26 protein-coding genes are annotated in these 23,728 nt (G+C 41.2%); 20 read left to right on the top strand and 6 right to left on the bottom strand.

Annotated features, from left to right (window positions below):
* The first annotated feature begins 37 nt into the window (after positions 1-37).
* The 3 genes from H6G28_RS03810 to H6G28_RS03800 all read left to right on the top strand — a co-directional run bounded on the left by H6G28_RS03810 (position 38) and on the right by H6G28_RS03800 (position 2,997).
* A complete protein-coding gene (locus tag H6G28_RS03810) occupies positions 38-1,447 on the top strand; it encodes an esterase/lipase family protein (protein ID WP_190669072.1) in 1,410 nt (469 codons plus the stop codon).
* Between the two features lie 116 nt (positions 1,448-1,563).
* A complete protein-coding gene (locus H6G28_RS03805) occupies positions 1,564-2,355 on the top strand; it encodes an SDR family NAD(P)-dependent oxidoreductase (protein ID WP_190590294.1) in 792 nt (263 codons plus the stop codon).
* 216 nt (positions 2,356-2,571) lie between these two features.
* A complete protein-coding gene (locus tag H6G28_RS03800) occupies positions 2,572-2,997 on the top strand; it encodes a hypothetical protein (RefSeq protein WP_190669070.1) in 426 nt (141 codons plus the stop codon).
* A gap of 44 nt (positions 2,998-3,041) precedes the next feature.
* Here the strand turns inward: H6G28_RS03800 and H6G28_RS03795 are convergent, their stop codons facing one another.
* Positions 3,042-3,587 (bottom strand): cytochrome C, encoded by a 546-nt coding sequence (locus tag H6G28_RS03795; RefSeq protein ID WP_190669068.1) that lies wholly within the window; start codon positions 3,585-3,587, stop codon positions 3,042-3,044.
* A gap of 664 nt (positions 3,588-4,251) precedes the next feature.
* On the opposite strand from H6G28_RS03795, the gene H6G28_RS03790 reads away from it, so the two are divergent.
* The 11 genes from H6G28_RS03790 (at position 4,252) to H6G28_RS03740 (ending at position 11,680) form a co-directional block, all read left to right on the top strand.
* On the top strand, positions 4,252-4,689 hold the full coding sequence (locus tag H6G28_RS03790; RefSeq protein WP_190590291.1) for an RrF2 family transcriptional regulator: 438 nt from the start codon (positions 4,252-4,254) through the stop codon (positions 4,687-4,689).
* A gap of 95 nt (positions 4,690-4,784) precedes the next feature.
* Positions 4,785-5,747 (top strand): cysteine synthase A, encoded by a 963-nt coding sequence (gene cysK / locus H6G28_RS03785; protein WP_190590290.1) that lies wholly within the window; start codon positions 4,785-4,787, stop codon positions 5,745-5,747.
* A 15-nt stretch (positions 5,748-5,762) separates the two neighbouring features.
* The gene (locus H6G28_RS03780) at positions 5,763-6,455 is read left to right on the top strand and encodes a J domain-containing protein (protein WP_190590289.1); all 693 of its coding nucleotides are present in this window, start codon (positions 5,763-5,765) and stop codon (positions 6,453-6,455) included.
* A gap of 29 nt (positions 6,456-6,484) precedes the next feature.
* Positions 6,485-7,165 (top strand): Uma2 family endonuclease, encoded by a 681-nt coding sequence (locus tag H6G28_RS03775; RefSeq protein WP_190669066.1) that lies wholly within the window; start codon positions 6,485-6,487, stop codon positions 7,163-7,165.
* Positions 7,166-7,471: 306 nt separating this feature from the next.
* A complete protein-coding gene (locus H6G28_RS03770; protein ID WP_190669064.1) occupies positions 7,472-7,702 on the top strand; it encodes a restriction endonuclease subunit S domain-containing protein in 231 nt (76 codons plus the stop codon).
* A 126-nt stretch (positions 7,703-7,828) separates the two neighbouring features.
* On the top strand, positions 7,829-8,701 hold the full coding sequence (locus tag H6G28_RS03765) for a 6-carboxytetrahydropterin synthase (RefSeq protein WP_190669062.1): 873 nt from the start codon (positions 7,829-7,831) through the stop codon (positions 8,699-8,701).
* A 124-nt stretch (positions 8,702-8,825) separates the two neighbouring features.
* Complete coding sequence (locus H6G28_RS03760; protein ID WP_242054444.1) at positions 8,826-9,914, top strand: NAD(P)H-dependent flavin oxidoreductase; 1,089 nt, start codon at positions 8,826-8,828, stop codon at positions 9,912-9,914.
* A 176-nt stretch (positions 9,915-10,090) separates the two neighbouring features.
* Positions 10,091-10,804 carry a heterocyst differentiation pentapeptide repeat protein HetL gene (gene hetL / locus H6G28_RS03755; protein ID WP_190590286.1) on the top strand — a complete coding sequence of 238 codons (714 nt, stop codon included), beginning with the start codon at positions 10,091-10,093 and terminating at the stop codon, positions 10,802-10,804.
* 122 nt (positions 10,805-10,926) lie between these two features.
* A complete protein-coding gene (locus H6G28_RS03750; RefSeq protein WP_190669059.1) occupies positions 10,927-11,070 on the top strand; it encodes a hypothetical protein in 144 nt (47 codons plus the stop codon).
* Entirely contained in the window at positions 11,064-11,297 is a 234-nt protein-coding gene (locus H6G28_RS03745) for a hypothetical protein (RefSeq protein WP_190669058.1), read from the top strand. The genes H6G28_RS03750 and H6G28_RS03745 overlap by 7 nt, the downstream gene beginning before the upstream one ends.
* Positions 11,279-11,680 carry a type II toxin-antitoxin system VapC family toxin gene (locus H6G28_RS03740; protein ID WP_190669056.1) on the top strand — a complete coding sequence of 134 codons (402 nt, stop codon included), beginning with the start codon at positions 11,279-11,281 and terminating at the stop codon, positions 11,678-11,680. The genes H6G28_RS03745 and H6G28_RS03740 overlap by 19 nt, the downstream gene beginning before the upstream one ends.
* Positions 11,681-11,782: 102 nt before the next feature.
* On the opposite strand, the gene acsF is transcribed toward H6G28_RS03740, so the two are convergent.
* The gene (gene acsF, locus H6G28_RS03735) at positions 11,783-12,838 is read right to left on the bottom strand and encodes a magnesium-protoporphyrin IX monomethyl ester (oxidative) cyclase (RefSeq protein WP_190590282.1); all 1,056 of its coding nucleotides are present in this window, start codon (positions 12,836-12,838) and stop codon (positions 11,783-11,785) included.
* Positions 12,839-13,103: 265 nt separating this feature from the next.
* On the opposite strand from acsF, the gene hemF reads away from it, so the two are divergent.
* Positions 13,104-14,147, top strand: coding sequence for an oxygen-dependent coproporphyrinogen oxidase (hemF, locus tag H6G28_RS03730; protein WP_190669054.1), 1,044 nt, complete (start codon positions 13,104-13,106; stop codon positions 14,145-14,147).
* A gap of 93 nt (positions 14,148-14,240) precedes the next feature.
* A complete protein-coding gene (locus H6G28_RS03725) occupies positions 14,241-15,065 on the top strand; it encodes an acyl-CoA desaturase (RefSeq protein ID WP_190669297.1) in 825 nt (274 codons plus the stop codon).
* Positions 15,066-15,545: 480 nt separating this feature from the next.
* Here the strand turns inward: H6G28_RS03725 and H6G28_RS03720 are convergent, their stop codons facing one another.
* Positions 15,546-16,496 (bottom strand): RpoD/SigA family RNA polymerase sigma factor, encoded by a 951-nt coding sequence (locus H6G28_RS03720; protein WP_190590280.1) that lies wholly within the window; start codon positions 16,494-16,496, stop codon positions 15,546-15,548.
* Positions 16,497-16,755: 259 nt separating this feature from the next.
* Here H6G28_RS03720 and H6G28_RS03715 point away from each other — a divergent pair, with 259 nt between their 5' ends.
* Together H6G28_RS03715 and H6G28_RS03710 are read left to right on the top strand one after the other, a co-directional pair.
* On the top strand, positions 16,756-17,127 hold the full coding sequence (locus H6G28_RS03715; RefSeq protein WP_190669052.1) for a hypothetical protein: 372 nt from the start codon (positions 16,756-16,758) through the stop codon (positions 17,125-17,127).
* 150 nt (positions 17,128-17,277) lie between these two features.
* Complete coding sequence (locus H6G28_RS03710; RefSeq protein WP_190669050.1) at positions 17,278-18,180, top strand: aminoglycoside phosphotransferase family protein; 903 nt, start codon at positions 17,278-17,280, stop codon at positions 18,178-18,180.
* Between the two features lie 458 nt (positions 18,181-18,638).
* On the opposite strand, the gene H6G28_RS03705 is transcribed toward H6G28_RS03710, so the two are convergent.
* Both H6G28_RS03705 and H6G28_RS03700 read right to left on the bottom strand, forming a co-directional pair.
* The gene (locus H6G28_RS03705) at positions 18,639-19,805 is read right to left on the bottom strand and encodes a homospermidine biosynthesis protein (RefSeq protein ID WP_190590277.1); all 1,167 of its coding nucleotides are present in this window, start codon (positions 19,803-19,805) and stop codon (positions 18,639-18,641) included.
* Positions 19,806-19,912: 107 nt separating this feature from the next.
* Positions 19,913-20,434 (bottom strand): O-acetyl-ADP-ribose deacetylase, encoded by a 522-nt coding sequence (locus H6G28_RS03700; protein ID WP_190669047.1) that lies wholly within the window; start codon positions 20,432-20,434, stop codon positions 19,913-19,915.
* Between the two features lie 600 nt (positions 20,435-21,034).
* On the opposite strand from H6G28_RS03700, the gene cobO reads away from it, so the two are divergent.
* A complete protein-coding gene (gene cobO / locus H6G28_RS03695) occupies positions 21,035-21,730 on the top strand; it encodes a cob(I)yrinic acid a,c-diamide adenosyltransferase (protein WP_190669045.1) in 696 nt (231 codons plus the stop codon).
* 61 nt (positions 21,731-21,791) lie between these two features.
* Here cobO and H6G28_RS03690 read toward each other — a convergent pair whose 3' ends face one another.
* Positions 21,792-22,508: a hypothetical protein gene (locus H6G28_RS03690; RefSeq protein WP_190669043.1), complete on the bottom strand. Its 717-nt coding sequence runs from the start codon at positions 22,506-22,508 to the stop codon at positions 21,792-21,794.
* Between the two features lie 516 nt (positions 22,509-23,024).
* On the opposite strand from H6G28_RS03690, the gene H6G28_RS03685 reads away from it, so the two are divergent.
* Positions 23,025-23,720 (top strand): Uma2 family endonuclease, encoded by a 696-nt coding sequence (locus tag H6G28_RS03685; protein ID WP_190669041.1) that lies wholly within the window; start codon positions 23,025-23,027, stop codon positions 23,718-23,720.
* Positions 23,721-23,728: the final 8 nt, after the last annotated feature.

The raw sequence follows: 23,728 nt of genomic DNA, 5'->3' as shown, positions 1-23,728 counted from the left end.
CACTGCGTATGAAAAATAATAAAAATGGAGAATATAAATGCAGTATTTACCAATTATTTATGTGCGTGGCTATGCAGGAACAGATCAAGATGTTGACCAAACGGTGAATGATCCATTTTACGGATTTAATAGTGGTTCAACTCATATTCGGGTGGGAGAAAAAGGTACGCCGGAAAAGTTCTTTTTTGAAAGTCCTTTGTTGCGTTTGATAACTGACCACGGTTATCGTCCGGTGTTTGATAATAAGCAGTTGAGCAGTAATATCAAAACTATTTGGATTTATCGATTTTATGATATGACTTCACCGAGTTTTGGTGAAGAAAAAACCGTCAGGCTAGAAATGGAGGAAATTGCTGAGGGTTTACGAGATTTAATTAATGTTGTGAAAAAAGAAAGTGGTGCAAACAAAGTTTATTTAATCGCTCATTCAATGGGTGGTTTGGTCTGTCGGAGTTTAATTCAAAAAATTTATCCAGATCATAATGAAAAAGCGGAAGACCATATTGATAAATTGTTTACCTATGGCACACCGCATGGGGGAATTTATTTTCAAGTCGGGGGTGGTTTAATTGAAGGTATCAGAGATACTTTGAGATGGAATAATTCTGATGATTTTGGCCCGCAAAGAATGTATGAATATTTCACACCAAAAGTGAAATTAGCGCCAGATTTACCCCAAAATTTTGATACTCAAAGTCTAGATAATGCTTTTTCACCAGATAGGGTTTTTTGTATTATTGGTACAAATGCGCGTGATTATGAAAATGGTGCTGGTTTGTCACAAAAGGCTGTGGGGCCGCAGAGTGACGGTTTAGTACAAATAGATAAAGCTTATGTCAGAGGGGCGCATCGCGCATATATTCATCGGACTCATGGCGGCCGTTATGGGATGGTTAATTCCGAGGAAGCTTATCAAAATCTCCAAAGATTTTTGTTTGGTGATATCAAGGTAAAGCTATCCTTGAGTAATGTAGAATTAATTGACAGCAAAAATACTTTTTATCAAATGGAAGTCCGGGTGGCTTTGCGTGGTCTTCCTACTCCCATACACGAACAAGCCATTGACCGTTATTGTCCCATCACGGTGGAATTAATGCGGGATAAGCCTGTACCTTTGTTTACGGCTTTCTTAATTCCGCGCTATGCAGTAAACGCCGATAATACCTGTAGATATGCAATTCGGTTAGCGTTGCATTCCTTTACAAAAAAAGAAAGAGACTGGTTGTTTGATAGTCACATTGACCAGTTACCTTTATGGTCTGATTATTTAATTGTGGATGTTACAGCCGAAGATAATATATACAAAGCAAAATATTGTTGGAACTCTGAAAGTTTAGAACCAAATATTGATTTAAGTTTAGGTGCTGATATTCTCTTACCGCAACGTGGTCGAGATGTAGTTGGTGCAGAATCAGCTATTAAATTGGAAATTTCGCAATGGCAATAATGTTATTCCTGAAGCACCAAGACTATCTGTTAAGAATGTGTGTAAGGTTTTAGGGGTGTAAGATTTGATAACACTTACAACATTACTGTTTACTCGATTTTAACTAAGGTAAAGTTATGCAAAGCGATCGCAGAAAAACTGCCCTAATTACTGGTGCATCTGGTGGGATTGGTTATGAATTTGTGAAGTTATTTGCTCAAGATAAATACAATTTGGTATTAGTTGCCAGAAGTGAGCAGAAACTCCATCAAATTGCTGCTGAATTAAGAACTAACTTTAGGATTGAGGTCAAAGTTATTGCTAAAGATTTAGCGAATCCTGCTGCGCCAGAAGAAATTTTTGCTGAGTTACAACAAGCATCAATTAAGGTTGATATTCTGATTAACAATGCGGGATTTGCCAGCTATGGTTTGTTTAACGAAACAGATTTAACTGCGGAATTACAAATGCTGCAAGTTAATGTGATGTGTCTGACTCATTTAACCAAGCTGTTCCTGAAAGATATGGTGAAGCAAGGTTATGGCAGAATTTTGAATTTGGCTTCAACTGCGGCTTTTCAACCAGGCCCGTTAATGGCAGTTTATTATGCCAGTAAGGCTTATGTACTATCATTTTCAGAAGCGATCGCTAATGAATTAGAAGGTACAGGTGTCTCTGTAACTGCACTCTGTCCAGGGCCGACAGAATCAAATTTCCAAAAACGCGCCGCAATGGAAGACTCAAAACTTGTCAGTGGTCAAAAAATTATGGATGCGGAAACTGTGGCTAAAATCGGCTATGATGCCTTGTTTGAGAATAAAACCGTAGTTGTTCCTGGTTTGAAAAATAAACTACTTTCTGAAAGTGTGAGATTTACACCCAGAAAACTTGTGACCAAAATCGTCAGAAGTATGCAAGAAAGTAAATAAGACAAGGGAGACAAGGGGGACAAGGGGGACAAGGGAGATAAGAGAGCAGTATTTCTACCTTGTCTCCCCCCTCTTCCCTCTCTCCCTTGTCTCCCCCCTCTTCCCCCTCTCAGCACTCAGCACTTTTCTCGCATCAGGATTTACACTAATACACAATTTACTCAGTACGGTGTTAGGCTGAAGTCCTTAAATACCAACTGTGTAAATTCTGATGCCATGTCTAAATTAGTATCAGCTTTATTAATTACCGCAACTTTGCTATTAACTGCCAGCCATGACTCAAAAATTTCATTGGCTGGAACTTGTGCTTCTAACTGTGGTAAGGCTCCACTTCAATTTACACCAGGACAACGTGTCCGCGTGCAAGTAGTTAACAGAACTCCGCGTGTGCTGAAACTGCAAAAACCTTCCATTACTGACCCAATTTCCCTCAATCCCGGACAGATTTTATATTTAGATCAGCTAGAAGGCACAGAACCAAACACATCTTTAATATTTTGGGATGAAACGGGTAGGTCAATAGAAGCTAATCTTTCTCGACCGAGTTTAGCTACCTTGCGTGTAGAATTGCGTCCGACTTGGCGCGTTCCTGGCGATCGCTCGGTGTACATTCAAGATGATGGTAGGATAAACGTGCTTTGAAGAAGGGAGGAGGGTGATTAGAGTTAGGTTTGAATCCCCTTCTTTCAATTAGAATTTTCCCATTCAGCAGACAGGCGACGAAAATTAAATACCTCGGCGCTGGGATGACAGCTAACACAGCTACTGAGTTGTAAGGGACGGGGTAAATCAACTTTAGGATGCAAAGCCTTAAACAAACGCGATTTATTCAAGCGATAGGGTGTTTCTTCGTCATTTCGTTGACTGCGAGAGAAATTAGCCAGATATCGCCACACCAAAATTCGGGGCGGATCAACTAATGGCTGGAGTTGTACACCATAATGTTGGGAGTCTTCTAAAAGATTTTTCCAAGTTTGGGTAGGTAAAACTTCTGGAGGGATGGCTATATGACATTTACCACAATTTTCGATGTATAGTTCTTGTCCTAGCCCGTATGCAGCCGGAACTACATCAACTGTGCCGATTTCTGAAGTAGGAGTCGCACTGTAAACACTGTTTGCTGACGCAAATAGCCAACCCATCACCAGACTCCAAGATACAATGACCAAAAATAAACCAAAAGGGCGGCGTTTTTTGCGTTGACGAGATTGGCGTTTGACAAGATTTAACATTCCTCACATCCGTTATATAAAACTTACTCAAACTTATCTATTTAGACTTTTCTAGAAAAGATAACTTGTACTAAATAGAGTTCGATGTTTACTTTCTGCTTCACTCTGGTAATGTCGGCATTATCCAGTCCACAGACTAACACTGTCTAACTGACAGCACTTCGACAGGCTCAGACCAGAGACTTGTAGCTAATCATTGTGACTGATCCGGCGTTGCTGATGTTGCGTTAGGTATTTGATTTGTGTGATAGCGATCGCACCTCACCTGGATTTCTCTCTTGTGAGAAATCCAGGGGTGTGGGAGGGGTGGGAAGTGTGGCTTTCAAGGGCAGGTTTTTAAACCTTCGATAAATAGTTGAGAATATTCTCAATTATGAAACGTAGTTTTAACTGTTCAGACAATAATTTTGGTTTTAAAAGCCCAAAAATTTGTCTAATAAAAAAAGCCTGCCCTTGAAAGACTCCCCACACTCCCCTCTCTCTCCACACCCGCTACCCATACGTGAGAAATTCGGGTTCAAATCTCATCTTCCCTCATTTCACGTTAATCGCATTAATCCAAAACCCCAGCAATTAACCGGAGTATACTAGAAAAGTATGAAATATTTATCTATCTTTCATACTTCATACTTCATAATTCATACTTCAACTTTAATTACTGCCTGTGGAACTATCGTGTAAATCAGAATACGCAATTCTTGCCCTCATCGAAATGGCAACTCATTACGAAAACGGTGAACCGATGCAAATTCGGCAAATCGCTGCTCAACAAAGCATACCCGATCGCTATTTAGAACAACTTCTGGCAACCTTAAGACGTGGAGGTATTATCAAGAGTCAACGCGGCTCTAAAGGTGGCTATCTATTGTCGAAAGAACCTTGGAAAATTACGATATATGAAGTTTTAGAATGCTTAGAAGGTTTAGATGTACGTGTGAGCGAAGAAACATCGACTATCAAAAGTTTAGATAGTGCCGTTATCGATGAAGTCTGGCAAGAAGCCTGTCTAGCTGCAAATGCTGTTTTACAAAACTATACACTCCAGGATCTTTGTGAAAAAAGAGATGCCCGTAAACAGCTAGACATCATGTATTACATTTAGTTATTAGTCAATGCTCAATGGTCAATAGTCAATGGTCAATAGTTTTTACTCTTGACTGTGGACTATTGACTCTTGACTAATTACAAAGGAATATTATGCGAGTTGCCCGTAACATTACAGAAATTATTGGTCGTACGCCCTTAGTCCAGTTAAATCGTGTTCCCCAAGCCGAGGGATGTGTAGCACAAATATTAGTCAAGCTAGAAAGTTTGAACCCGTCAGCATCGGTAAAAGACCGCATTGGGATTAGCATGATTAATGCAGCCGAAGCCGAGGGATTGATTTCTCCTGGAAAGACTGTATTAGTCGAACCAACTTCCGGGAATACCGGCATCGCCCTAGCAATGGTAGCAGCCGCTAAGGGTTATCGCTTAATTTTGACAATGCCAGATACCATGAGTGGCGAACGACGGGCGATGTTACGCGCTTATGGGGCAGAATTAGAATTGACTCCGGGGCTGGAAGGTATGGGTGGTGCAATTCGCCGCGCCCAGGAGATAGCTAATACTACGCCACACGCATATATGTTGCAGCAATTTCGCAACCCGGCGAATGCCAAAATTCATCGAGAAACAACCGCCGAAGAAATTTGGGAAGATACCGAGGGTCAGGTAGATATGATTGTTGCTGGAGTGGGTACAGGTGGTACGATTACTGGTGTAGCAGAAGTTCTAAAAGCACGAAAACCAAGTTTTCAGGCGATCGCAGTTGAACCAGCCAATAGCCCAGTCTTATCAGGCGGACAACCAGGGGCGCACAAAATCCAAGGGATTGGTGCGGGGTTTGTACCGCAAGTTTTAAAGATGAAGTTTATTGATGAAGTAATTACTGTGACTGATGAAGAAGCGATCGCATACAGTCGAAGGTTAGCTAGAGAAGAAGGTTTATTATCGGGAATTTCTAGCGGTGCGGCTTTATGTGCTGCAATTAAAGTTGCCCAACGCCCAGAAAAAGCCGGACGCTTAATTGTGATGATTCAACCCAGTTTTGGCGAAAGGTATTTAAGTACACCGTTGTTCCAAGACCTGGAAGCAAAAATAACTACCAGCGTCAGCTAAAAATTACTTAGACTAATGGTGAATTCCAAACAAACTGAGAACCACTACGAAACTCTCAAAATTAATCCTAATGCCAGCCAAGCGGAGATAAAACAAGCTTATCGCCGCTTGGTAAAATTATTTCATCCTGATAGCAATCAAAAAACAGCCGATAAAGATGAAATTATCCGCATCAACGCTGCTTATGAAGTCTTAGGTGATAGCCAAAGTCGCCTTGACTATGACCAAAAATTGCAAGATGAATCTCAAAATCGCCAACAACGGGCAGCATCAGCGCAAAAACATTACCAAGCCAATCGAAAATCAGGTAAAAATGTTGATGAACAAATTGAAGAATGGCTACGTTTAATTTATCAACCAGTTAACAGCGTTCTTGGTGAAATACTGGATTCCCTAGAAGAGCAAATTGAGCAATTAGCCGCCGATCCTTTTGATGATCAATTATTAGAATCATTTCAAGAATATTTAGATATTTGTCGAGACGAGATTAAACAAGCTCAATTTATTTTTCGTTCACTGCCTAATCCCCCTAGTTTAGCGAGAACTGCGGCACATCTCTACTACAGCATTAATCAAGTAGCCGATGGTATAGAAGAATTTGCATACTTTCCACTTAGCTATGACGATCGCTATCTGCACACAGGTCAAGAAATGTTTCGCATAGCGACCAGATTATACTACGAAGCCCAAGATTCAGTGCATAAATAAAATTAAATTGATAGCTAAAGGAGAACAGGATGAATAATGCGATCGCTGCTAATACAACTTTAGCTGAAACATTACCACCCCAAAATATAACCATACTGCACGGCATTCAATGGGACACCTATCAAAATTTAGTGCGAGATTTAGAGTCACAACCAGGAACCAAACTGACTTATGATAACGGAACTTTAGAAATACTCATGCCTCTACCACCCCATGAAACTTTTAAGAAATTACTTGGTCGCTTTGTTGAAGTAACGACAGAAGAATTAGGAATTGAAATTCGCAGTTTAGGTTCTACAACTTGGACACGAGAAGATTTACGCAAAGGTTTAGAACCAGATGAGTGTTATTACATTCAAAACGAATTAGCTGTGCGCGGTAAAGATGTCATCGATTTAACACTTGATCCGCCCCCAGATTTAGCAATTGAGGTTGATAATACTAGCAGTTCAATGAATCGAATGGGGATTTATGCGGCGCTAAGAGTACCAGAAGTATGGCGTTTTGACTGTGAGACTTTGACAATTTGCAGCTTAGTTAATGAAGAGTATCAACCTTGTGAAATTTCTTTAGCATTGCCAATATTTAAGGCTGCTGTGCTGATGCAATTTTTAGAATTAAGTTTAACAATGGGGGAAACAAGTTTAATTCGTTATGTACGGCAATGGGTAAAAGAACAATTAGCAAAATCATCCACAGTGATTGAGTGAAAATATTGAAGATTCGCGGGAGGATTTATCTCACGCAGAGACGCAAAGGCGCAAAGAAGAGAGGAGTAATACCAATTCGCAATTCGCAATTTGCAATTAAGAAATCTGGCTCAAGTAAGACTTTCCTGATTTCTATCTGTCGCATTCTTCTTTCAAATTGGTATATAGCGGTTCTCATTCCAGTGAGGTACATTTCCCTAGCCTCTAGCCTCTTTTCTCCATCTACTTGTACTGCACTCAACCGAGAAACGCTATAAGTATTTCGTGTTAGTTTAAAATCAAAGCGTTGCATAAAAACCATACATTATGTCATCAACAGCAATTACTACTGTAGTCAAAATGATGGAATCTTTACCGATTGAGGTACAAGACCGCATTGCAGAACATCTGCGAGAGTACATTGATGAATTGCAAGATGAAATTAGATGGAATATTGCTTTTAAAGGAACTCAATCAAAATTGATTGCTGCGGCTAAACAAGCTAAACAAGAAATTGCCGAAGGAAAAGCAACTTTAATGGATTATGACCAGTTATGATGTCAGTGGTCTGGAGAGATACCCGCACTAGCAAGATATTATTCCTCTCACCACAGACAAAGAAATTAGTTTATGCTGGAAAAAGTGAAAGATTAAGAAAATTTAAATTTTTCTCCCAGTGTACTCATGCAATGTATCGTAAATCGCCGCGCTCAATTTTCGGCTAGTCATCGCTATTGGCTACCCGAACTGAGTGATGCTGAGAATTTTGAGAAATTTGGTGCTGGCTCAAAATTTCCTGGACATGGACACAACTATGTCTTATTTATTTCCCTGGCTGGGGAATTAGATAAGTATGGCATGGTGCTGAATTTGTCTGATGTCAAACAAGTCATTAAACGCGAAGTTACCAGCCAACTGGATTTTTCTTATCTCAATGATGTCTGGGCAGAATTTCAAGAAACTCTCCCCACCACTGAAAATATTGCACGGGTTATCTGGCGGCGGTTAGCACCCCACTTGCCTGTAGTCCGCGTACAGTTATTTGAACATCCTGAACTTTGGGCAGATTATATGGGAAACTCAATGGAAGCTTACCTCAGTATCAGTACTCACTTCAGTGCCGCACACCGTTTGGCACATCCTGATCTCAGCTTAGAAGATAATACTGAGATTTATGGTAAATGCGCTCGGACAAATGGCCACGGACACAACTATCATTTAGAAGTGACGGTGAAAGGCGAAATTGATCAGCGCACCGGGATGATTGTTGATTTGGGTGCATTGCAGAAAGCGATCGCAGATTATGTGGTAGAACCATTTGATCACACCTTTTTGAACAAAGATGTACCTTATTTTGCTGAGGTTGTGCCGACTGCGGAAAATATCGCTCTATATATTAGTAATTTACTGCGATCGCCCATCCAAGAACTAGGAGCCAAGCTTTACAAAGTCAAACTCATCGAAAGCCCCAATAACTCCTGCGAAATCTACTGCACAGATACAGAATCAGATACTGTCGGTGCAGTAGATAGCCAACCTGTTTTAGCTAGGTTGTAGTTGTTCTAGAGGCGCGAATTTCCGCGTCTCTAATTTTTCATCACCAGAAATCCCAGCAAAAAATGACTATCCAAGAAAAGTCACACCGAGATGATAAAATTACTCCTTAGCTATTTAGTTAAGAATGAGTAATAATCAAATGCCCTCGATGCTTCATCCCTTGCAAATTGGTAAACATATCGCCCGTTATCCCATTATGCAAGCGGCAATGGCAGTGAGGGTTGCTGGCGCACAATTGGCTGGCGCAGTTGCAAATGCTGGGGGCGTGGGGATGATTGCTTCCCTGGGACTGGGCTTAGATTCTCCCTACTTTAATCAACGCAAACCGAGTAGTTTTTTTAGTGCCAATCGACTCGCACTTATTGATGAATTGTCTAAAGCCAGATGTATCAGCCCTGATGGGGTGATAGGCGTGAATATTCTTGTCGGTACGAAAGATTACGCCGAATTAGCCACAACCGCCGCAGCCGAGGGTGCAAATTTAATTGTGACTGGGGCAGGAATGCCTTTAACTTTACCAGAGTACACGGCTGATTTTCCTGATGTTGCCCTAGTACCAACGATCGCTAATTTTGATGCAGCCCAGTTTCTTTGTCAAACTTGGAAAAATCGATATAATCGCCTACCCGATGCCTTAATTGTGGAAAACTGCCAGAAGGTAGGCGGACATTTTACCCAATGTGAACAGATAAATGTGCCGGGGTTTTCAGTTGGCTGGGTGGTTTCGCAAATTCGGGATTATTTAGCCGAGACGATGGGTGTGAGGATACCTTTGATTGTGACAGGTGGCATTAGCGATCGCCACGATATTGATCAAATGTTAGCAATTGGCGCTGATGGCGTGCAGATGGGTACTCGCTTTATCACCACAATTGAATGTGATGCCAATCAGCGTTATAAAGAACGTCATTTACAAGCGAATTTAGCAGATATTGTTACTGTACCCAGTCCTGTCGGCAAACCGAGTCGGGCTTTACGCAATGCCTTCGCAGAGGAAATTATGACAGATTCATCACAGAAAAGGTCTTGTATTGCCAACTGTTTAGAAACTTGTCTGTTTCGAGACAAAGGTAAAACCTACTGCTTACTCAATGCCCTAGCGCAAGCTGCCCGTGGTGATGTGGAACATGGTTTAATTTTTTCTGGTGCTAATGTTAGCCATCCAGGGCGTATGATGTCTGTTGCAGAATTGATGGCAGATTTGACGGCTTAACACCAAAAGTATGGGTAACTTATTGCTAAATCTGCGTTGTGGCTAATGCTGGGCTTTAATTAACTTGAGTTCGACAAACATCACCAAAAAGACGAAAAATGATTCATCGAACTCATATTTAATTACAATTAAGTTTTAAAGTAATTGCTGAAACTGGAAATTTTTAACATTAATTTATGAACATAAATGACATTCTCAAATCCTATGTTGCTGGTAAAAGAAACTTCCAAAAACTGAATTTGCAAGAAGCAGAATTAACTAATGCCAACCTTACAGGTGTAGACTTTAGCTATGCTGATTTGCGCCAAACCAGACTGGGTAAAACTAATCTGAGCCAAGCTTGTTTACGAGAAGCAGATTTAAGTGAATCTATTCTTTGGGGTATAGATTTAAGTGACGCAGATTTATATCGTGCTGTTTTGCGAGAAGCTGATTTAACGGGTGCAAAATTAGTTAATACTCGGTTAGAAGAAACTAACTTAATTAAGTCAAGTTTGTGTGGGGCTAATTTGCATAAAGCAAACTTATCGCGTTCGCTGCTATTTCAAGTTGATTTGCGTCCTAGTTCTAACCAGCGCACAGATTTAGGATATGCACTGTTGACTGGAGCAGATTTGAGTTACGCTGACCTGAGAGCGGCTTCTTTACATCACGCTAACTTAGATCAAGCCAAGTTGTGTAGAGCTAATCTGAGTAAAACAATACAGTGGGGTAACTTAGCGGCCGATTTAAGTGGGGCTAGTTTACAAGGTGCAGACTTGAGTTATGCCAATTTAGAAAGTGCAGTTCTGCGAAAAGCCAACCTCCAAGGTGCAGATTTAACGGGGGCTATTCTCACCAATGCTGATTTTCAAGGAGCAATTATGCCTGATGGTAGGATTCATGATTGAAGAGGAGCGATCGGGTAGTAGTCCATAGTTAAGAAGTGTTGTTAAGACCACAAAAGAGCTTGAGATTCTGCAAAAACATACATTTACGGGTAAAGAAAAGTTTGGCGTATGTAATTGCCATCATGAATATAATTTTGCATGGCATTGATGCGCCAGCCATCATAAACGCAGTACAAACCATCAGGTTCAGTGCCGCCGAAACCTCTAGGTTGAGCGAAGCCGAAACCCAATTAACCATCAAATACATAAGATTTGACTTATGCTGATTCAGAAAATTGTCCAAGAACTGCAAAACATCCCCGAAGATAAACTCGCAGAAATTTATGATCTGATTCACTACTTTCGCTTAGGTTTAAATCGGGAAACTGCCCAACCTCTGACGATAAGCGAACTTGAACCGCGTACCCCAGGATTACTAACAGGAAAACTCAGCGATGCTTTTTTTGAACCCTTACCGGAAGAAGAACTTCAGCAATGGGAAGAAACTACCTAATTGACACACATATCCTATTATGGTGGCTCTTTGATGACCCAAAACTCGATACTGAATGCCGAGACATCATTCGCAACCCCGATCATCGCATTTTCGTGAGTAGTTTTTCTGCTTGGGAAATTGCCACTAAATACCGCATTGGGAAACTACCTGAAGCAAAACAACTCGTTGAGCAATATTCACAGATATTAAATCGGGCAAGATTTATCGAATTTGGAATCACCTCAGCCCATGCACTCAGAGCCGGAAGTCTACCAATTGCCCATCGAGATCCCTTTGATCGTATGAGCATGGCTCAAGCGGAACTCGAAAGTTTGCCCGTCATCACTTACGATACAGCATTTCAAACGGGACTGATTCAGGTAATTCCCGACCACAAGTAAAGACTATGAATGAAGCCGAAACCTCTAGGTTGAGCCCAAAGTTTACTCAGTTCATAGTCATGGGAATACTGCTTGGGTAATATAGAATGTCTTGAAGCAAGACTAACGCACAGTTTCTCGCAAAGCCTCAGCATCAATGGGCTGGATGAGATAAAGCAAGAGTAAGTTCCAAACAATAGCCGTGATTAAAGGTAGTTTACGTATCAGCTTGATAAATTTGGGCTGAGAACTACGTTCAATTTCGGCAATTTGTAAGTTATGAGCCGCGCAGCGTTGTAAGCGCGGGAAAAATTGGGGATGTTCGGTATTTAACATTACAGGAAAAGCCCGTCCGGCGGTTTCATTGGTGTTGTAAACTACTTGACGGTCAAATTCTGTTGCATCTAGTCCTAAAGTTTTGTAAAAACCAGTCCGTTCATGAACTGTCATTGTGTGGGTAGCAAATACCGACAGCAAGAAAAAGCGACTCCACAGTTTAGCTTTCCAGTTGTTCCAGAGTTGCGGTTGAGAACGTAACAGCGCCTTAAATATGTCTCCGTGGCGGTTTTCGTCCTGACACCAGCTTTCAAAGTAGCGGAAGATGGGGTAAAACTGGTTTTCCGGGTGCTGTTGTAGATGTCTGTAAATAATGATGTAACGCCAATAGCCGATTTTTTCTGAGAGATAGACGGTGTAGAGTACCCATTCTATCGGGAAAAACGTATAGGTGCGGGTTTTCGTCACCATTGCTAAATCTAGGGAGAGTTTAAAATCCCCCATTGCTTTGTTGAGAAAGCCGGCGTGGCGGGCTTCATCTCGCGCCATGAGTTGAAACATCTCTGCTAGTAAGGGACTGCGATGTTTCAGCTTGCGCGACAACTCCTTGAACAGCAAAAAGCCAGAAAATTCAGAAATGCAAGAGCGTTCTAAATAATCAATAAACGCTTGTCTCGCTTCACCTTCTATGTGTTCCCAAGACTGTTCAAATGCTTCATCCCGAACAAAGTGGTGGCGGTTATAGTCGGCTCGCATCTCGGCTAACATCGCTTGTAATTCTGTATCTTGAGTAGACAAATCTAAGTTGGCTGCTTTTTCAAAATCTGTTGTATAAAAGCGGGGAGTGAGTACAGTTTCTTGGCTGGGGGTTTTAATTCCTGGCTTGGGTAGAGTATTAACCATAAGTAATGCGGTAATCAAGTAAATAATTTCATAACTATCAAGTTATGATAAGTGGGATTCTTTGGCTAGACCTCTTTACAATCCTTCAGTAAAGTCGGAAATAACCAGACGCTAGATACTGTAGTTGACTAGAGAAAAGTCTTTGAGGGCAGGGGTTGGGATAGTTTATTAAGTTTTGAAACTTATCGGTTGCAAATTCAATTCATAACTATAGAGCTATTAAGTGGTGATAATTTCACCGACCTGAAATTATAGAGGTTTTACCATGCGCCGTCATTTCGATAAGTCTCTGCAAGAATATCCACATCACACAACCTTCCTCCCATCACCGAATCACAGCATACCCAAGGATTCACGGCAGCGAGTGTTACAATTCATGCAAAACATCCAGGATGAGATTTGCACAGGGTTAGAGCAAATTGACGGAGAAGCAAGTTTTCAAGAAGATTATTGGGAGCGAGAAGAAGGTGGGGAAGGACGTACCCGCGTGATTAGAGAAGGGCGGGTGTTTGAACAGGGGGGTGTGAATTTTTCCGCAGTCTGGGGAAAAAGCTTACCAGCTTCAATTTTGACTCAACGTCCAGAAGCAGCAGGACATGAGTTTTTTGTCACAGGAACGTCGATGGTGTTGCATCCTCGTAATCCCTTTGTACCAACAGTACATCTTAACTATCGCTACTTTGAAGCTGGGCCGATTTGGTGGTTTGGTGGCGGTGCAGATTTAACGCCATATTATGCCTTTACTGAAGATGCGGTTCACTTTCATCAGACGTTGAAAAATGCCTGTGATTCTCACCATCCAGAGTATTACCCAACTTTTAAGCGGTGGTGCGATGAATACTTTTATTTGCATCATCGTCAAGAACAGCGCGGTATTGGCGGGATTTTCTTTGATTATCAAGATGCTAGTGGTAAGCTTTACGTCGGTTCCCAAACAGATACTCCAGCCGCCATTTACAGCCAAAAAGTGGGAAATGTCGATCGCAATTGGGAAGATATATTTGCGTTTGTCAAGTCTTGCGGTGAAGCTTTTTTACCTGCTTACTTGCCCATTGTAGAACGGCGACAAGAAATAGAGTATGGCGATCGCCAGCGTCATTTCCAACTGTACCGTCGGGGTCGTTACGTCGAGTTTAATTTAGTTTACGACCGAGGCACAGTATTTGGCTTACAAACCAAGGGCAGAACCGAATCTATCCTGATGTCATTACCACCTTTAGCACGCTGGGAATATTGCTATCAAGCAGAAGCAGGAACCCCAGAAGCGGAACTGACGGAAGTTTTTCTTCAGCCTAGAGATTGGGTGTAAGAAAGGCAAAAGGCAAAAGGCAAAAGTAAAAAGTAAAAATTTTACTTTTTGAATTTTGAATTGGGATGAGGAGTGTTTGTGAAATTTAATTCCATGAAAACTTGGTCAGATAATCCCCAATCATTACGTCTTGATTGGCTAACTGTCGCATTTTTTGCGATAATTCATGCTCTGGCATTGTTAGCACCGTGGTTTTTTTCTTGGTCGGCGTTGGGTGTGCTGGTGTTGCTACATTGGCTATTTGGCAGTATTGGAGTTTGCCTGGGATATCACCGAATGTTGAGTCATCGTAGCTTGCGTGTGCCTAAGTGGTTGGAATATGCGATCGCAATTTTGGGGGCGCTATCTTTGCAAGGCGGGCCAATATTTTGGGTAGCGGGACATCGTTTACACCATGCTCACACAGAAGATGAATACAAAGATCCCTACTCAGCCCGCAGAGGTTTTTGGTGGAGTCATATTTTATGGATTTTCTACCCCAACAAAGAGTTTTTTGATTATGACTGTTACCGAAGATATGCACCGGATTTAGCGCGAGATGGTTTTTACCGTTGGCTAAATCGCTACTTTTTAATATTACAAATTCCTGTCGCCTTGCTGTTATATGCCTTCGGTGGTTGGTCATTTGTCATCTATGGTGTGTTTTTGAGATGTGTAATTTTGTGGCATACAACTTGGTTTATCAACTCAGTCACGCATTTATGGGGATATCGCACATTTGAGTGTAATGATAATTCGCGTAATCTCTGGTGGGCGGCGATTCTCACCTATGGCGAAGGATGGCACAACAATCACCATGCTTATCCTCATGTAGCGAGGTGTGGTTGGCGCTGGTGGGAAATTGATATGACTTGGTGGACAATTAAATTGTTGAAAAACCTGCGTTTGGCACAAGATGTCAACTTACCACCGAAGTAGATTCTATTCTTGCACCAAGCCCCGACAAATGGAATTCGCACGCCAGTAGTATGAAACCTTATCCCGCCTGGAACTAAAGTTCCATGCTCATAGCCAAAGTCCACTCAAGTGGACTAATGAATTTTTAGTTGAGTCCTCTTCAGAGGACTTGTGCTGTGAGACTCGGAATTAATTCCGAGGCGGGATAGATGCACTCAACTCAGATTTGTGTATACACCACAGCCTTTTCAAGAGCAGGGTTAGGGTGGTGTAAAAAATATTTGATACATCAGTTATGACGTTTAAAACATACTCTTACAAATACAACTGTAGGGGTGAACAGCCGTTCACCCCTACAATTTTTTTTCTTGATTTTCAAGATAGTTACTACGCCAAAATTGGTTTTGAGTCTTAACTGAACCTTATAAAGCCAAAATGGGTAACATTCTCAAAAACTGAGTATCCTTTTTTCTCACTCAGCACTTAAAACTCAGCACTTGCTCAAGAAGATAGATATTGCCCCATTTCTGGTTGTTGACGACGCAGAACATTCATGGCTTGCTGCTGAATTTGACGAACACGTTCGCGGCTGACATTGAGCTTTTCGCCAATTTGTGCCAAACTCCGTTCTTGGTTATCTAGCAGTCCAAAACGCAAAATTAATACTTCACGTTGTACAGGTTTCAGTGATGATAACCAGTTATCCAAGTCTTGACGCAGCATTTCTTGGGTAATTTGGTCGTTGGGGGAGATGCCATTATCACTTAAAAGTTCACTGAGTTCTGTGTCTTGGTTATCACCAACTTTTAAATCTAAAGAAATTGTCGAACTAGCAGCACTGAGATATTCTCGAATTTGGCTGGGTTCGATGTCCAATTTTTGACCAATTTCTGCCACGGAAGGACGACGACCGAGAGTTTGAAACAGTTCTCGCTGGACTTTCTTGATTTGATTGAGTTTTTCGTTAACGTGAATTGGTAGCCTAACAGTGCGGGATTTTTCAGCGATCGCTCTGGTGATAGCTTGGCTAATCCACCAGTAAGCGTAGGTTGACAATTTATAACCACGATTGGGGTCGAATTTTTCTATCCCTCGTTGCAAACCAATTGCACCTTCTTGAATTAAATCCAATAACTCTAGGTTGCGACGCTGATATTTTTTGGCGATGGAAACCACCAGTCGGAGGTTTGCTGTCACCATTTTTTGCTTTGCGCGTTGACCAATATGGCGGATTTGAGTGATTTCAGATTCGCTTTTGTTGACAAAATTAGCTAATTCTGCTAACGTAGGTTCCCTATCTAATTGTTCACTCAGCTTTTGTTTCTGCTCCTCAATGGCAATCATTTGCTGTACTTGCCTGCCATAAGTGATTTCTTGGTCTGAGGTGAGTAGAGGAAACTGGCCAATCTCTCGTAAATAAATGCGTACCATGTCAGGACTTAGGCTGGACATACAACTTTCAAACTGTGCTTATTTGATAATTTCAGACGAATCTAAAAGTATAAATCAAATAGACTCAGAAAAAATGCCAATTCGCACAAGCCATTTTGTGCTGCGATCGCGCCTGTAGTAGTTCATCAACCGAATATTGCGTGTAGATCCAGCAGGGGTGCAGGGTGCAGGGGGAATTGGGGAAAGCAAAATTCTCTGGGCAGGCTACTAGATGAGGGGTTTTAACGATAGACTGGGGAAAATTCTGGAGAAAACCTTCATGGCAAAGTCAAACGGGGCTAAAGGCGAAACCACAACTCAAGATGTAGTTACCAATACCGAGGATACAGACACGCTACAAGATGCACCCGCACCAGCCGAAAGTAGCCAAGATATTGATGAAATTCTCAACTCGCTGAAAGCTTTACTTAGCAGTGTGGAAAAACTGCAAAAGGTACGTCAAGAAGTTGGCGACATCAAGCCTTTAGTCCAACGAATGCTAGATGGTGAATTATTGGCTGGTGAAGAACTAGAATTACTCAAAACAGGGGTAAGCGGTTTAGTACGTTTAGTTCGGGCTTATGGTGATCATCAAACTGCACTAGCAAAGGCGCAACCTGCAAGAAACCTGTTAGACGAAATCCTGAAATAAGGCTAGAGGCTAGAGGCTGGAAAAATGTACTTTATCCAGATGAAATATGCTGTTACGCAAAATTAAATTCATGGAGAGAGGTGATAGTAAAAGAATGTGTGTAATTAATTTAGTTTAATTACTTAGCTAAAGTTTTTTGCGATCGCCATTATGACTAGTCCACCAGAAACAGCTCGTCTGGAAAATGCCATTAATGCTGCTTGTACAGTCGCCAAACAACAAGGGCTGAAATTTGCTGAAGCTGTGGTGCTGCAAGACAGAAGTAATTTAGTCATTCATTTACGCCCTGCGCCTGTAGTTGCACGCATCGCCACTACAACAGGTACAGTGCGGTTTGGTGATACGTGGTTTGCTAAAGAAATTGCCGTAGCCAGCTATTTAGCCGCCGCAGGCGCACCTGTGGTTAGTCCCAGCAACCTCATTCACCCAGGGACTCATCAGCACAATGGGTTAGTTCTGAGTTTTTGGGAATTTGTCGAAGAAATAGATAAATTACCAGATGCGACTGTTGTGGGAAAAACTTTGCGAGAATGCCATGAAGCTTTAGTCAACTTTGCAGGTGATTTGACAGTTTTAGATCCGTTAACTGAGAGTGAAAATCTGCTGTCTAATCTCATATCTCAAAACGCATTCAGCCTCAAAGATAGCGAAATGTTGCAAGCGGTTAATTATCACCTCAAAAGTCAATTTCAGCAGCTTCAGTTACCAATGCAACCTCTTCATGGCGACTCCAATTTTTCTAATGTCCTGAACACAACAGGCGGCGTATTGTGGACAGATTGGGAAGATACTTTTATTGGGCATATTGCTTGGGACATTGCTTGTTTAATTGCTTCTAGCTATGTTTTCGACACTGAGATGGAACGTGCAACGGCAGCTTTAAATGGTTATGGACTAGCCATAGATCAAGAAATATTAGATTTGTTTATCGAAGCGCGGACTTTTCAAGGTGTTTTGTGGAATTTTATTATCGGACAACAACATCCAGAGAGTCTACAACGGTTAGAAGTTCGGTTACGTTGGTTGCGCGATCGCTTCTCTACCATTGCTTAATTTATACCAGGACTTACGCATCAAAATTTTCTGTGGGGATTGGGTGTGAGGGTGTAAGGGTGTAAGGGTTTTGAATACTTACACCCTCATACCCCTGCACCCTGTTCTAAAACCTTATACCATTTTGGATTTTAGATTTTGCGAAAAGTTGCGTGGGCGGGTTCCCCGACTTGAGCAAACTTTTCAAGACAGATTTTGGATTGAGACAGGCTTTACTGGTAAGCTTTTGGGCAATTCATTTGTCGCAATTATTCTTCAATTTGGTATTATTTTTTCGTTTTTTTGCGTAAGTCCTATATACAGTTTTTTCGGAATATTTTGCTATTGATCGCTAAAGATAGCATTCCTAAATCATTCGTGAACCAAAAGATCCCCGACTTCTTCAAGAAGTCGGGGATCTGAGCATTTCGATTTTCACAAATCAAATACGATAGCCTCTAACCCCTAACCTCTAGCTTCTACTGAATCACTCTACCGCAAGGATAAGTTGCAACACCTTGGGCTGCATCTCCAACCACAGCCGCAGGTACTTTGTCAGATGGTTGGTTTTTAGCTGCAAGATAATCTTTTTGCAGTGTGGCTAACATTGTTTCCCGTTGATCGTACAACCGTTTTAACGGCCGAGGTGAACATTGACTTAATGTATATGCTGTCACTAACGGTAAAGCGATCGTGCTATCGGTATAACAAACAATTGTGCTGGGTAACTCTTCTGGGTCAATTTTACCCCAGCTAACCGCCTCCGATGGAGTCGCCCCAGATAAACCACCAGTATCAGGACGCGCATCAGTAAACTGGACAAAGAAATCATGTCCGCGTTCTTCTAACCCTAGTACTTCATGAATTTGCGGTTGAGTTTGCAGTAAGAAGTTTTTGGGACTACCACCACCCAGAATCACCGCCGCACTTTTACCATCTGTTTCTCTCGCATTGTAGGCGATCGCAGCTGTCTCATTCACATCAATGGCGGGATCTAAAATTAATTGCGAACCTTCTAACGCCAACGCTGCTACGTTCATCCCAATGGAACTATCTCCAGGGGAAGAAGTGTAAATTGGTACGCCACACTCGTAAGCCGTCGCCAGCAAACAAGAATGCTGTACACCCAATTGCTTTTCCACTTCCCGGACATACTTACCTAAAAGATAATGAAACTCTGCTGTTCCCATCCGCTTTTGGAAAGGTTCGGCTTGCAAAATCTTGCGAATAAAAGCATCAGTTTCTAACAATACATCGTAGCCAAATACAATGTCATAAATGCGGATTGTACCTTCTTCCCGCAGTTTGACATCATCCACAAATGGATTACCTGCAAATAGCTCAAAACCTAAGCCATAGTGCATATCATGGTATAAATTCGCCCCAGTGCTAATCATCCAGTCAATGAAACCGTTACGAATTAGGGGTGATAATGCAGAAACCCCAAATCCGGCTGGTGTCATCGCACCAGAAAGACTGACTCCCACCGTCACCCCATCTTGAAATACATCTTTACTCAGCAGTTGACAAACCTCCCGCAAACGTGCTGAGTTATATGCTGTGAAGTAATTATTGATTAAATCAACTACCCCAATATTAGATGGTATGGGTGTAGGTGCGATTTTTTGACCACGCTGTTTTGACATTTTGCACTCCCGAACAGTAAACACGCCGAATCTAATGTTATAGCAACAACCAATTCAGTGCGGAAATTACACGACTTTTCACTCTGTAACCTGTCACCTATCACCTGTCACCTGTTTTCAGCAAATTCTGGCATCGTCTGAGTGTACAAATCGAATGCACTTTGCCCAAAACAGACGAAAATCACTTGTTCGAGGGAGTTTGACTGTGAGAAAAACTTTTTGACTGTTGCGATCGCAATTTTACAAGCAGGTTCCATCGGGAATCCATAAACACCTGTACTAATAGCCGGAAACGCAATAGTTTTAACTTGGTATTGTGCTGCTAAAGCTAAACTATTGTGGTAACAACTAGCTAATAACTCATTCTCTCCATAATTTCCACCTTTCCATACTGGCCCAACTGTATGAATTACCCATTTTGCTGGTAGGTTATAACCTTTGGTAATTTTCGCTTCACCAGTTTTACAACCCCTTAACTCTCGACATTCTGCTAGTAATTCTTTCCCTGCTGCACGATGAATTGCACCATCAACACCGCCACCACCTAATAAAGAACTATTAGCAGCATTCACAATTGCATCTACCGATAACTGAGTAATATCACCCTGAATAATTTCTATCAGACTCATATTTGATTGTTGAAATACAAGTAGGATGTGTTAGCGATAGCGTAACACATCTACCGCAAGGCTTTTATTGCGTTACAGCTAACTAATGGACTAACACAGCTAAATTAAAATTCTATCCGCGTTTATCTGTCTTGAAAAGTTTTGCGCCGGGAAACCAGGACGCGCAAACTTTTCGCTGCGTCCATCTGCGGTTAATTTTTTCACAATTTAGCGTCAAGTTCTAAAATTGTTAATCAGTAACCATTTCTAGCATATATCAGTTGTTAATAACAATAACCCAAACCCTTAATAAATTTGAGGATATAACTCTCGTCAAAGTTACTACAAAACTTTATATTAAAAATGCTTTAATAAAACTATTGAATTATTGATAATAGCCCTAAAATTAGACTTCTATGACTAATAATTGTAGTAAATTTTAAAGCGTTATTGTCAAATAAATTATAAGCTTACTGTCATTTTAGATAAAATCTCTGCGCCTTATTCTATCAGTAAAGTCTTGTATAGCAATCGTAAATCATTTATCAACATCTCTCTCCCTTGTCCCCTTGTCTCCCTTGTCTCCCTTATCCGCCAAGTAGTTACTTTGATAAAATGCTGATGAGTAAAGATACACCAGAAGAATTAGAATCAGATAAAGAAATCGAACGCTTAATTGATGAAGTAATGTCCTCATCCATAAATAATGATTTTAAGCTGACTGATGAGCAGTATCGCCAAAAAATGCAGCGCCGGAAAGAAATCCAAGATCGGCGGATAGCACAAGCTGTCCCAGAGAAGGGGTTAATTATTGTCCATACTGGTAACGGTAAAGGCAAAACCACTGCGGCGTTAGGAATGGTGATGCGATCGCTCGGTCATGGCTATAAAGTGGCGATCGTCCAATTCATCAAAGGCGCGTGGGAACCCTCAGAAAAACGGGTGTTCAGTGATTGGGAAGACCAAATTGAGTTTCACGCAATGGGTGAAGGTTTTACCTGGGAAACTCAAGACCGCGATCGCGACCTCGAAAAAGCACAAGCAGCTTGGGAAAAATCTTTAGAATATATCCGCAACCCAGACTTTCATCTGGTACTGTTGGATGAAATTAATATTGCTTTAAAAATGGCTTATTTACAAATAGAAGAAGTTTTAGCAGGTTTAGTAGAGAAACCGCCTCATAAACACGTAATTCTCACAGGGAGAGGCGCACCCGCAGCGTTAATTGAACGTGCAGACTTAGTAACAGAAATGACATTAGTTAAACATCCCTTCCGTGACCAAGGCGTAAAAGCTCAACCCGGAATCGAATTTTAATTAGGTGTGAAACCTGAAGTCTGAAATGTTTACGACATCAGAGATTTCAGACTTCATACTTTTATATTGCATTTTGACACATCTGTAGAATGCGGCGATCGCCAGAACTAATAGATTGAATAGGATGATAATCTTGTAATGCTACAGAGTAAGCATAATTATTGAATTCATCATCAGAAACCGATGGAATTGTACTAGTTGTAGCCACATCTGATGTACTGACATCATCTGGAGAGCCATTTACAGTCATTGCTAACTCACCAGATTTATCAATTGTGCCTTGAAAACAACTAAACTCAGAACTAGGCATATATAAAGCACCAACTACTTTACCTTGCCGTTTCTGAAAAACGATATAACCTTGACCGATTTGGTTTGGTGTTGGTGATTGTCCATAAAGATATACCCCATCTGTTGTGGGAATATTTCCTCTAGTCATTACTCCGGCTTCTTTGCCAGCTTTTTGATAGTGTCTTGGGGATATATCTCTAGATTCAGATTCTATAGTTTCACGCTCAAAAGCTACTGTTTGCTGTTGACTACGCTGTTCCCGAATTTCTCTCAACCGCGACAACAAAGAATTATCAGAACTAACATAGTGATGATTTGTTAATCTAGAAAAATCACCATTCAAAGAGGCGGAACTTGTTACATTTTGTAACTGTTTGCTGAATACAGGTTTAGTCTGCTCACTAACAACACCAACGGTTAAAACTAAGCCAACAATAGAAATTGTTAACTGCCGAGGGGATAAGAATTTAAAAATATTGTTAAGCACCCGACCACTCCTGTTACGAAATTAACTGTCTCCTCTATGACTCACTTAAACCATAACCAATTGTCTATCGTTCAAGGTTCCGTCGATGGTTTGATTTAAATGTCTCAAAATAAAAACTCGTCAAAAAAAGAAGCTTTTTAGAATATTTGACGATAATTTCACATTATCATTACTTAAATAAATGACTCTTCACCCAACAGAATCACCCAATCGGGTGATGTAAATCTGAAATGCAATCTTTCGATGATTTTTGAGAGCTTCTCCTTTACAAATATTGATATTTTGCTCGCCGATTGATTTAACTATAATTAGCTACAACAGCCAAGCTCTGCATTCCGCAAACGATGAAAATTTGATGGGTCGGGTGAAAAGTAGAGGTTAGGGGCTAGAGGTTAGAGGCTAAGGATAATTATTTAGAGCATATTTCATCTGAATGAGGTACATTTTTCTAGCCTCCAGTCTCTAGCCTCTCTCACCTTAAAATGTGTACTGCACACAACTGAGAAACGGTTTATTATGATATCTGCTGACAACACTGCTGAACTGTTGATAACTCCACCTTTAGAAAATGGCGATAGGCTCACCCGTACTGAATTTGAGCGTCGTTACCACGCTATGCCGCATCTCAAAAAAGCAGAATTAATCGAAGGAGTTGTTTACGTGGCATCCCCTGTACGCGCAAAAACACACGGCAAACCCCATAGCCGTATTATGACTTGGTTAGGCACTTACGAAACTGCTACTCCAGGAGTGGAAACGCTGGATAACACAACTGTTTTATTAGATGCGGATAATGAACCTCAACCAGATGCGTTACTGAGAATCGAACAAGGTGGACAGTCACGCATTACCGAAGATGATTATGTGGAAGGTGCGCCAGAATTAATTGTGGAGATTGCTGCTTCTAGTGCTTCTTATGATTTGCATGAAAAACTGAAAGTCTATCGCCGCAATCAAGTACAAGAATATTTAGTTTGGCGAGTTTACGATCGCCAATTTGATTGGTTTAGATTAAATCAGGGTGAGTATCTTCAACTTGCACCAAATTCTTATGATGTAATTTGTTCTCACGTCTTTCCTGGTTTATGGTTAGCAAAGTCAGCATTATTATCAGGAGATTTAGCTCAAGTATTAGCCACTTTACAGCAAGGTTTATCGACTCCTGAACATCAGAGTTTTGTAGATAAATTATCTAGTGAGCATCAAAACTAAAATTTTGA

It is taken from the genome of Nostoc sp. FACHB-190 (assembly GCF_014696905.1).
In the GTDB taxonomy this organism is placed as follows: domain Bacteria; phylum Cyanobacteriota; class Cyanobacteriia; order Cyanobacteriales; family Nostocaceae; genus Nostoc_B.
Note: the sequence above shows the minus strand (reverse complement) of the source record. Positions and strands in the feature narration are given on the sequence as shown.

Bases quoted from the DNA above. Each gene is read 5' to 3' on its own strand.
- H6G28_RS03810 (WP_190669072.1), top strand. From the start codon at position 38: ATGCAGTATTTACCAATTATTTATGTGCGTGGCTATGCAGGAACAGAT.
- H6G28_RS03805 (WP_190590294.1), top strand. From the start codon at position 1,564: ATGCAAAGCGATCGCAGAAAAACTGCCCTAATTACTGGTGCATCTGGT.
- H6G28_RS03800 (WP_190669070.1), top strand. From the start codon at position 2,572: ATGTCTAAATTAGTATCAGCTTTATTAATTACCGCAACTTTGCTATTA.
- H6G28_RS03795 (WP_190669068.1), bottom strand. From the start codon at position 3,587: ATGTTAAATCTTGTCAAACGCCAATCTCGTCAACGCAAAAAACGCCGC.
- cysK (WP_190590290.1), top strand. From the start codon at position 4,785: ATGCGAGTTGCCCGTAACATTACAGAAATTATTGGTCGTACGCCCTTA.
- H6G28_RS03780 (WP_190590289.1), top strand. From the start codon at position 5,763: ATGGTGAATTCCAAACAAACTGAGAACCACTACGAAACTCTCAAAATT.
- H6G28_RS03775 (WP_190669066.1), top strand. From the start codon at position 6,485: ATGAATAATGCGATCGCTGCTAATACAACTTTAGCTGAAACATTACCA.
- H6G28_RS03770 (WP_190669064.1), top strand. From the start codon at position 7,472: ATGTCATCAACAGCAATTACTACTGTAGTCAAAATGATGGAATCTTTA.
- H6G28_RS03765 (WP_190669062.1), top strand. From the start codon at position 7,829: ATGCAATGTATCGTAAATCGCCGCGCTCAATTTTCGGCTAGTCATCGC.
- H6G28_RS03760 (WP_242054444.1), top strand. From the start codon at position 8,826: ATGAGTAATAATCAAATGCCCTCGATGCTTCATCCCTTGCAAATTGGT.
- hetL (WP_190590286.1), top strand. From the start codon at position 10,091: ATGAACATAAATGACATTCTCAAATCCTATGTTGCTGGTAAAAGAAAC.
- H6G28_RS03750 (WP_190669059.1), top strand. From the start codon at position 10,927: ATGAATATAATTTTGCATGGCATTGATGCGCCAGCCATCATAAACGCA.
- H6G28_RS03745 (WP_190669058.1), top strand. From the start codon at position 11,064: ATGCTGATTCAGAAAATTGTCCAAGAACTGCAAAACATCCCCGAAGAT.
- H6G28_RS03740 (WP_190669056.1), top strand. From the start codon at position 11,279: ATGGGAAGAAACTACCTAATTGACACACATATCCTATTATGGTGGCTC.
- acsF (WP_190590282.1), bottom strand. From the start codon at position 12,838: ATGGTTAATACTCTACCCAAGCCAGGAATTAAAACCCCCAGCCAAGAA.
- hemF (WP_190669054.1), top strand. From the start codon at position 13,104: ATGCGCCGTCATTTCGATAAGTCTCTGCAAGAATATCCACATCACACA.
- H6G28_RS03725 (WP_190669297.1), top strand. From the start codon at position 14,241: ATGAAAACTTGGTCAGATAATCCCCAATCATTACGTCTTGATTGGCTA.
- H6G28_RS03720 (WP_190590280.1), bottom strand. From the start codon at position 16,496: ATGTCCAGCCTAAGTCCTGACATGGTACGCATTTATTTACGAGAGATT.
- H6G28_RS03715 (WP_190669052.1), top strand. From the start codon at position 16,756: ATGGCAAAGTCAAACGGGGCTAAAGGCGAAACCACAACTCAAGATGTA.
- H6G28_RS03710 (WP_190669050.1), top strand. From the start codon at position 17,278: ATGACTAGTCCACCAGAAACAGCTCGTCTGGAAAATGCCATTAATGCT.
- H6G28_RS03705 (WP_190590277.1), bottom strand. From the start codon at position 19,805: ATGTCAAAACAGCGTGGTCAAAAAATCGCACCTACACCCATACCATCT.
- H6G28_RS03700 (WP_190669047.1), bottom strand. From the start codon at position 20,434: ATGAGTCTGATAGAAATTATTCAGGGTGATATTACTCAGTTATCGGTA.
- cobO (WP_190669045.1), top strand. From the start codon at position 21,035: ATGAGTAAAGATACACCAGAAGAATTAGAATCAGATAAAGAAATCGAA.
- H6G28_RS03685 (WP_190669041.1), top strand. From the start codon at position 23,025: ATGATATCTGCTGACAACACTGCTGAACTGTTGATAACTCCACCTTTA.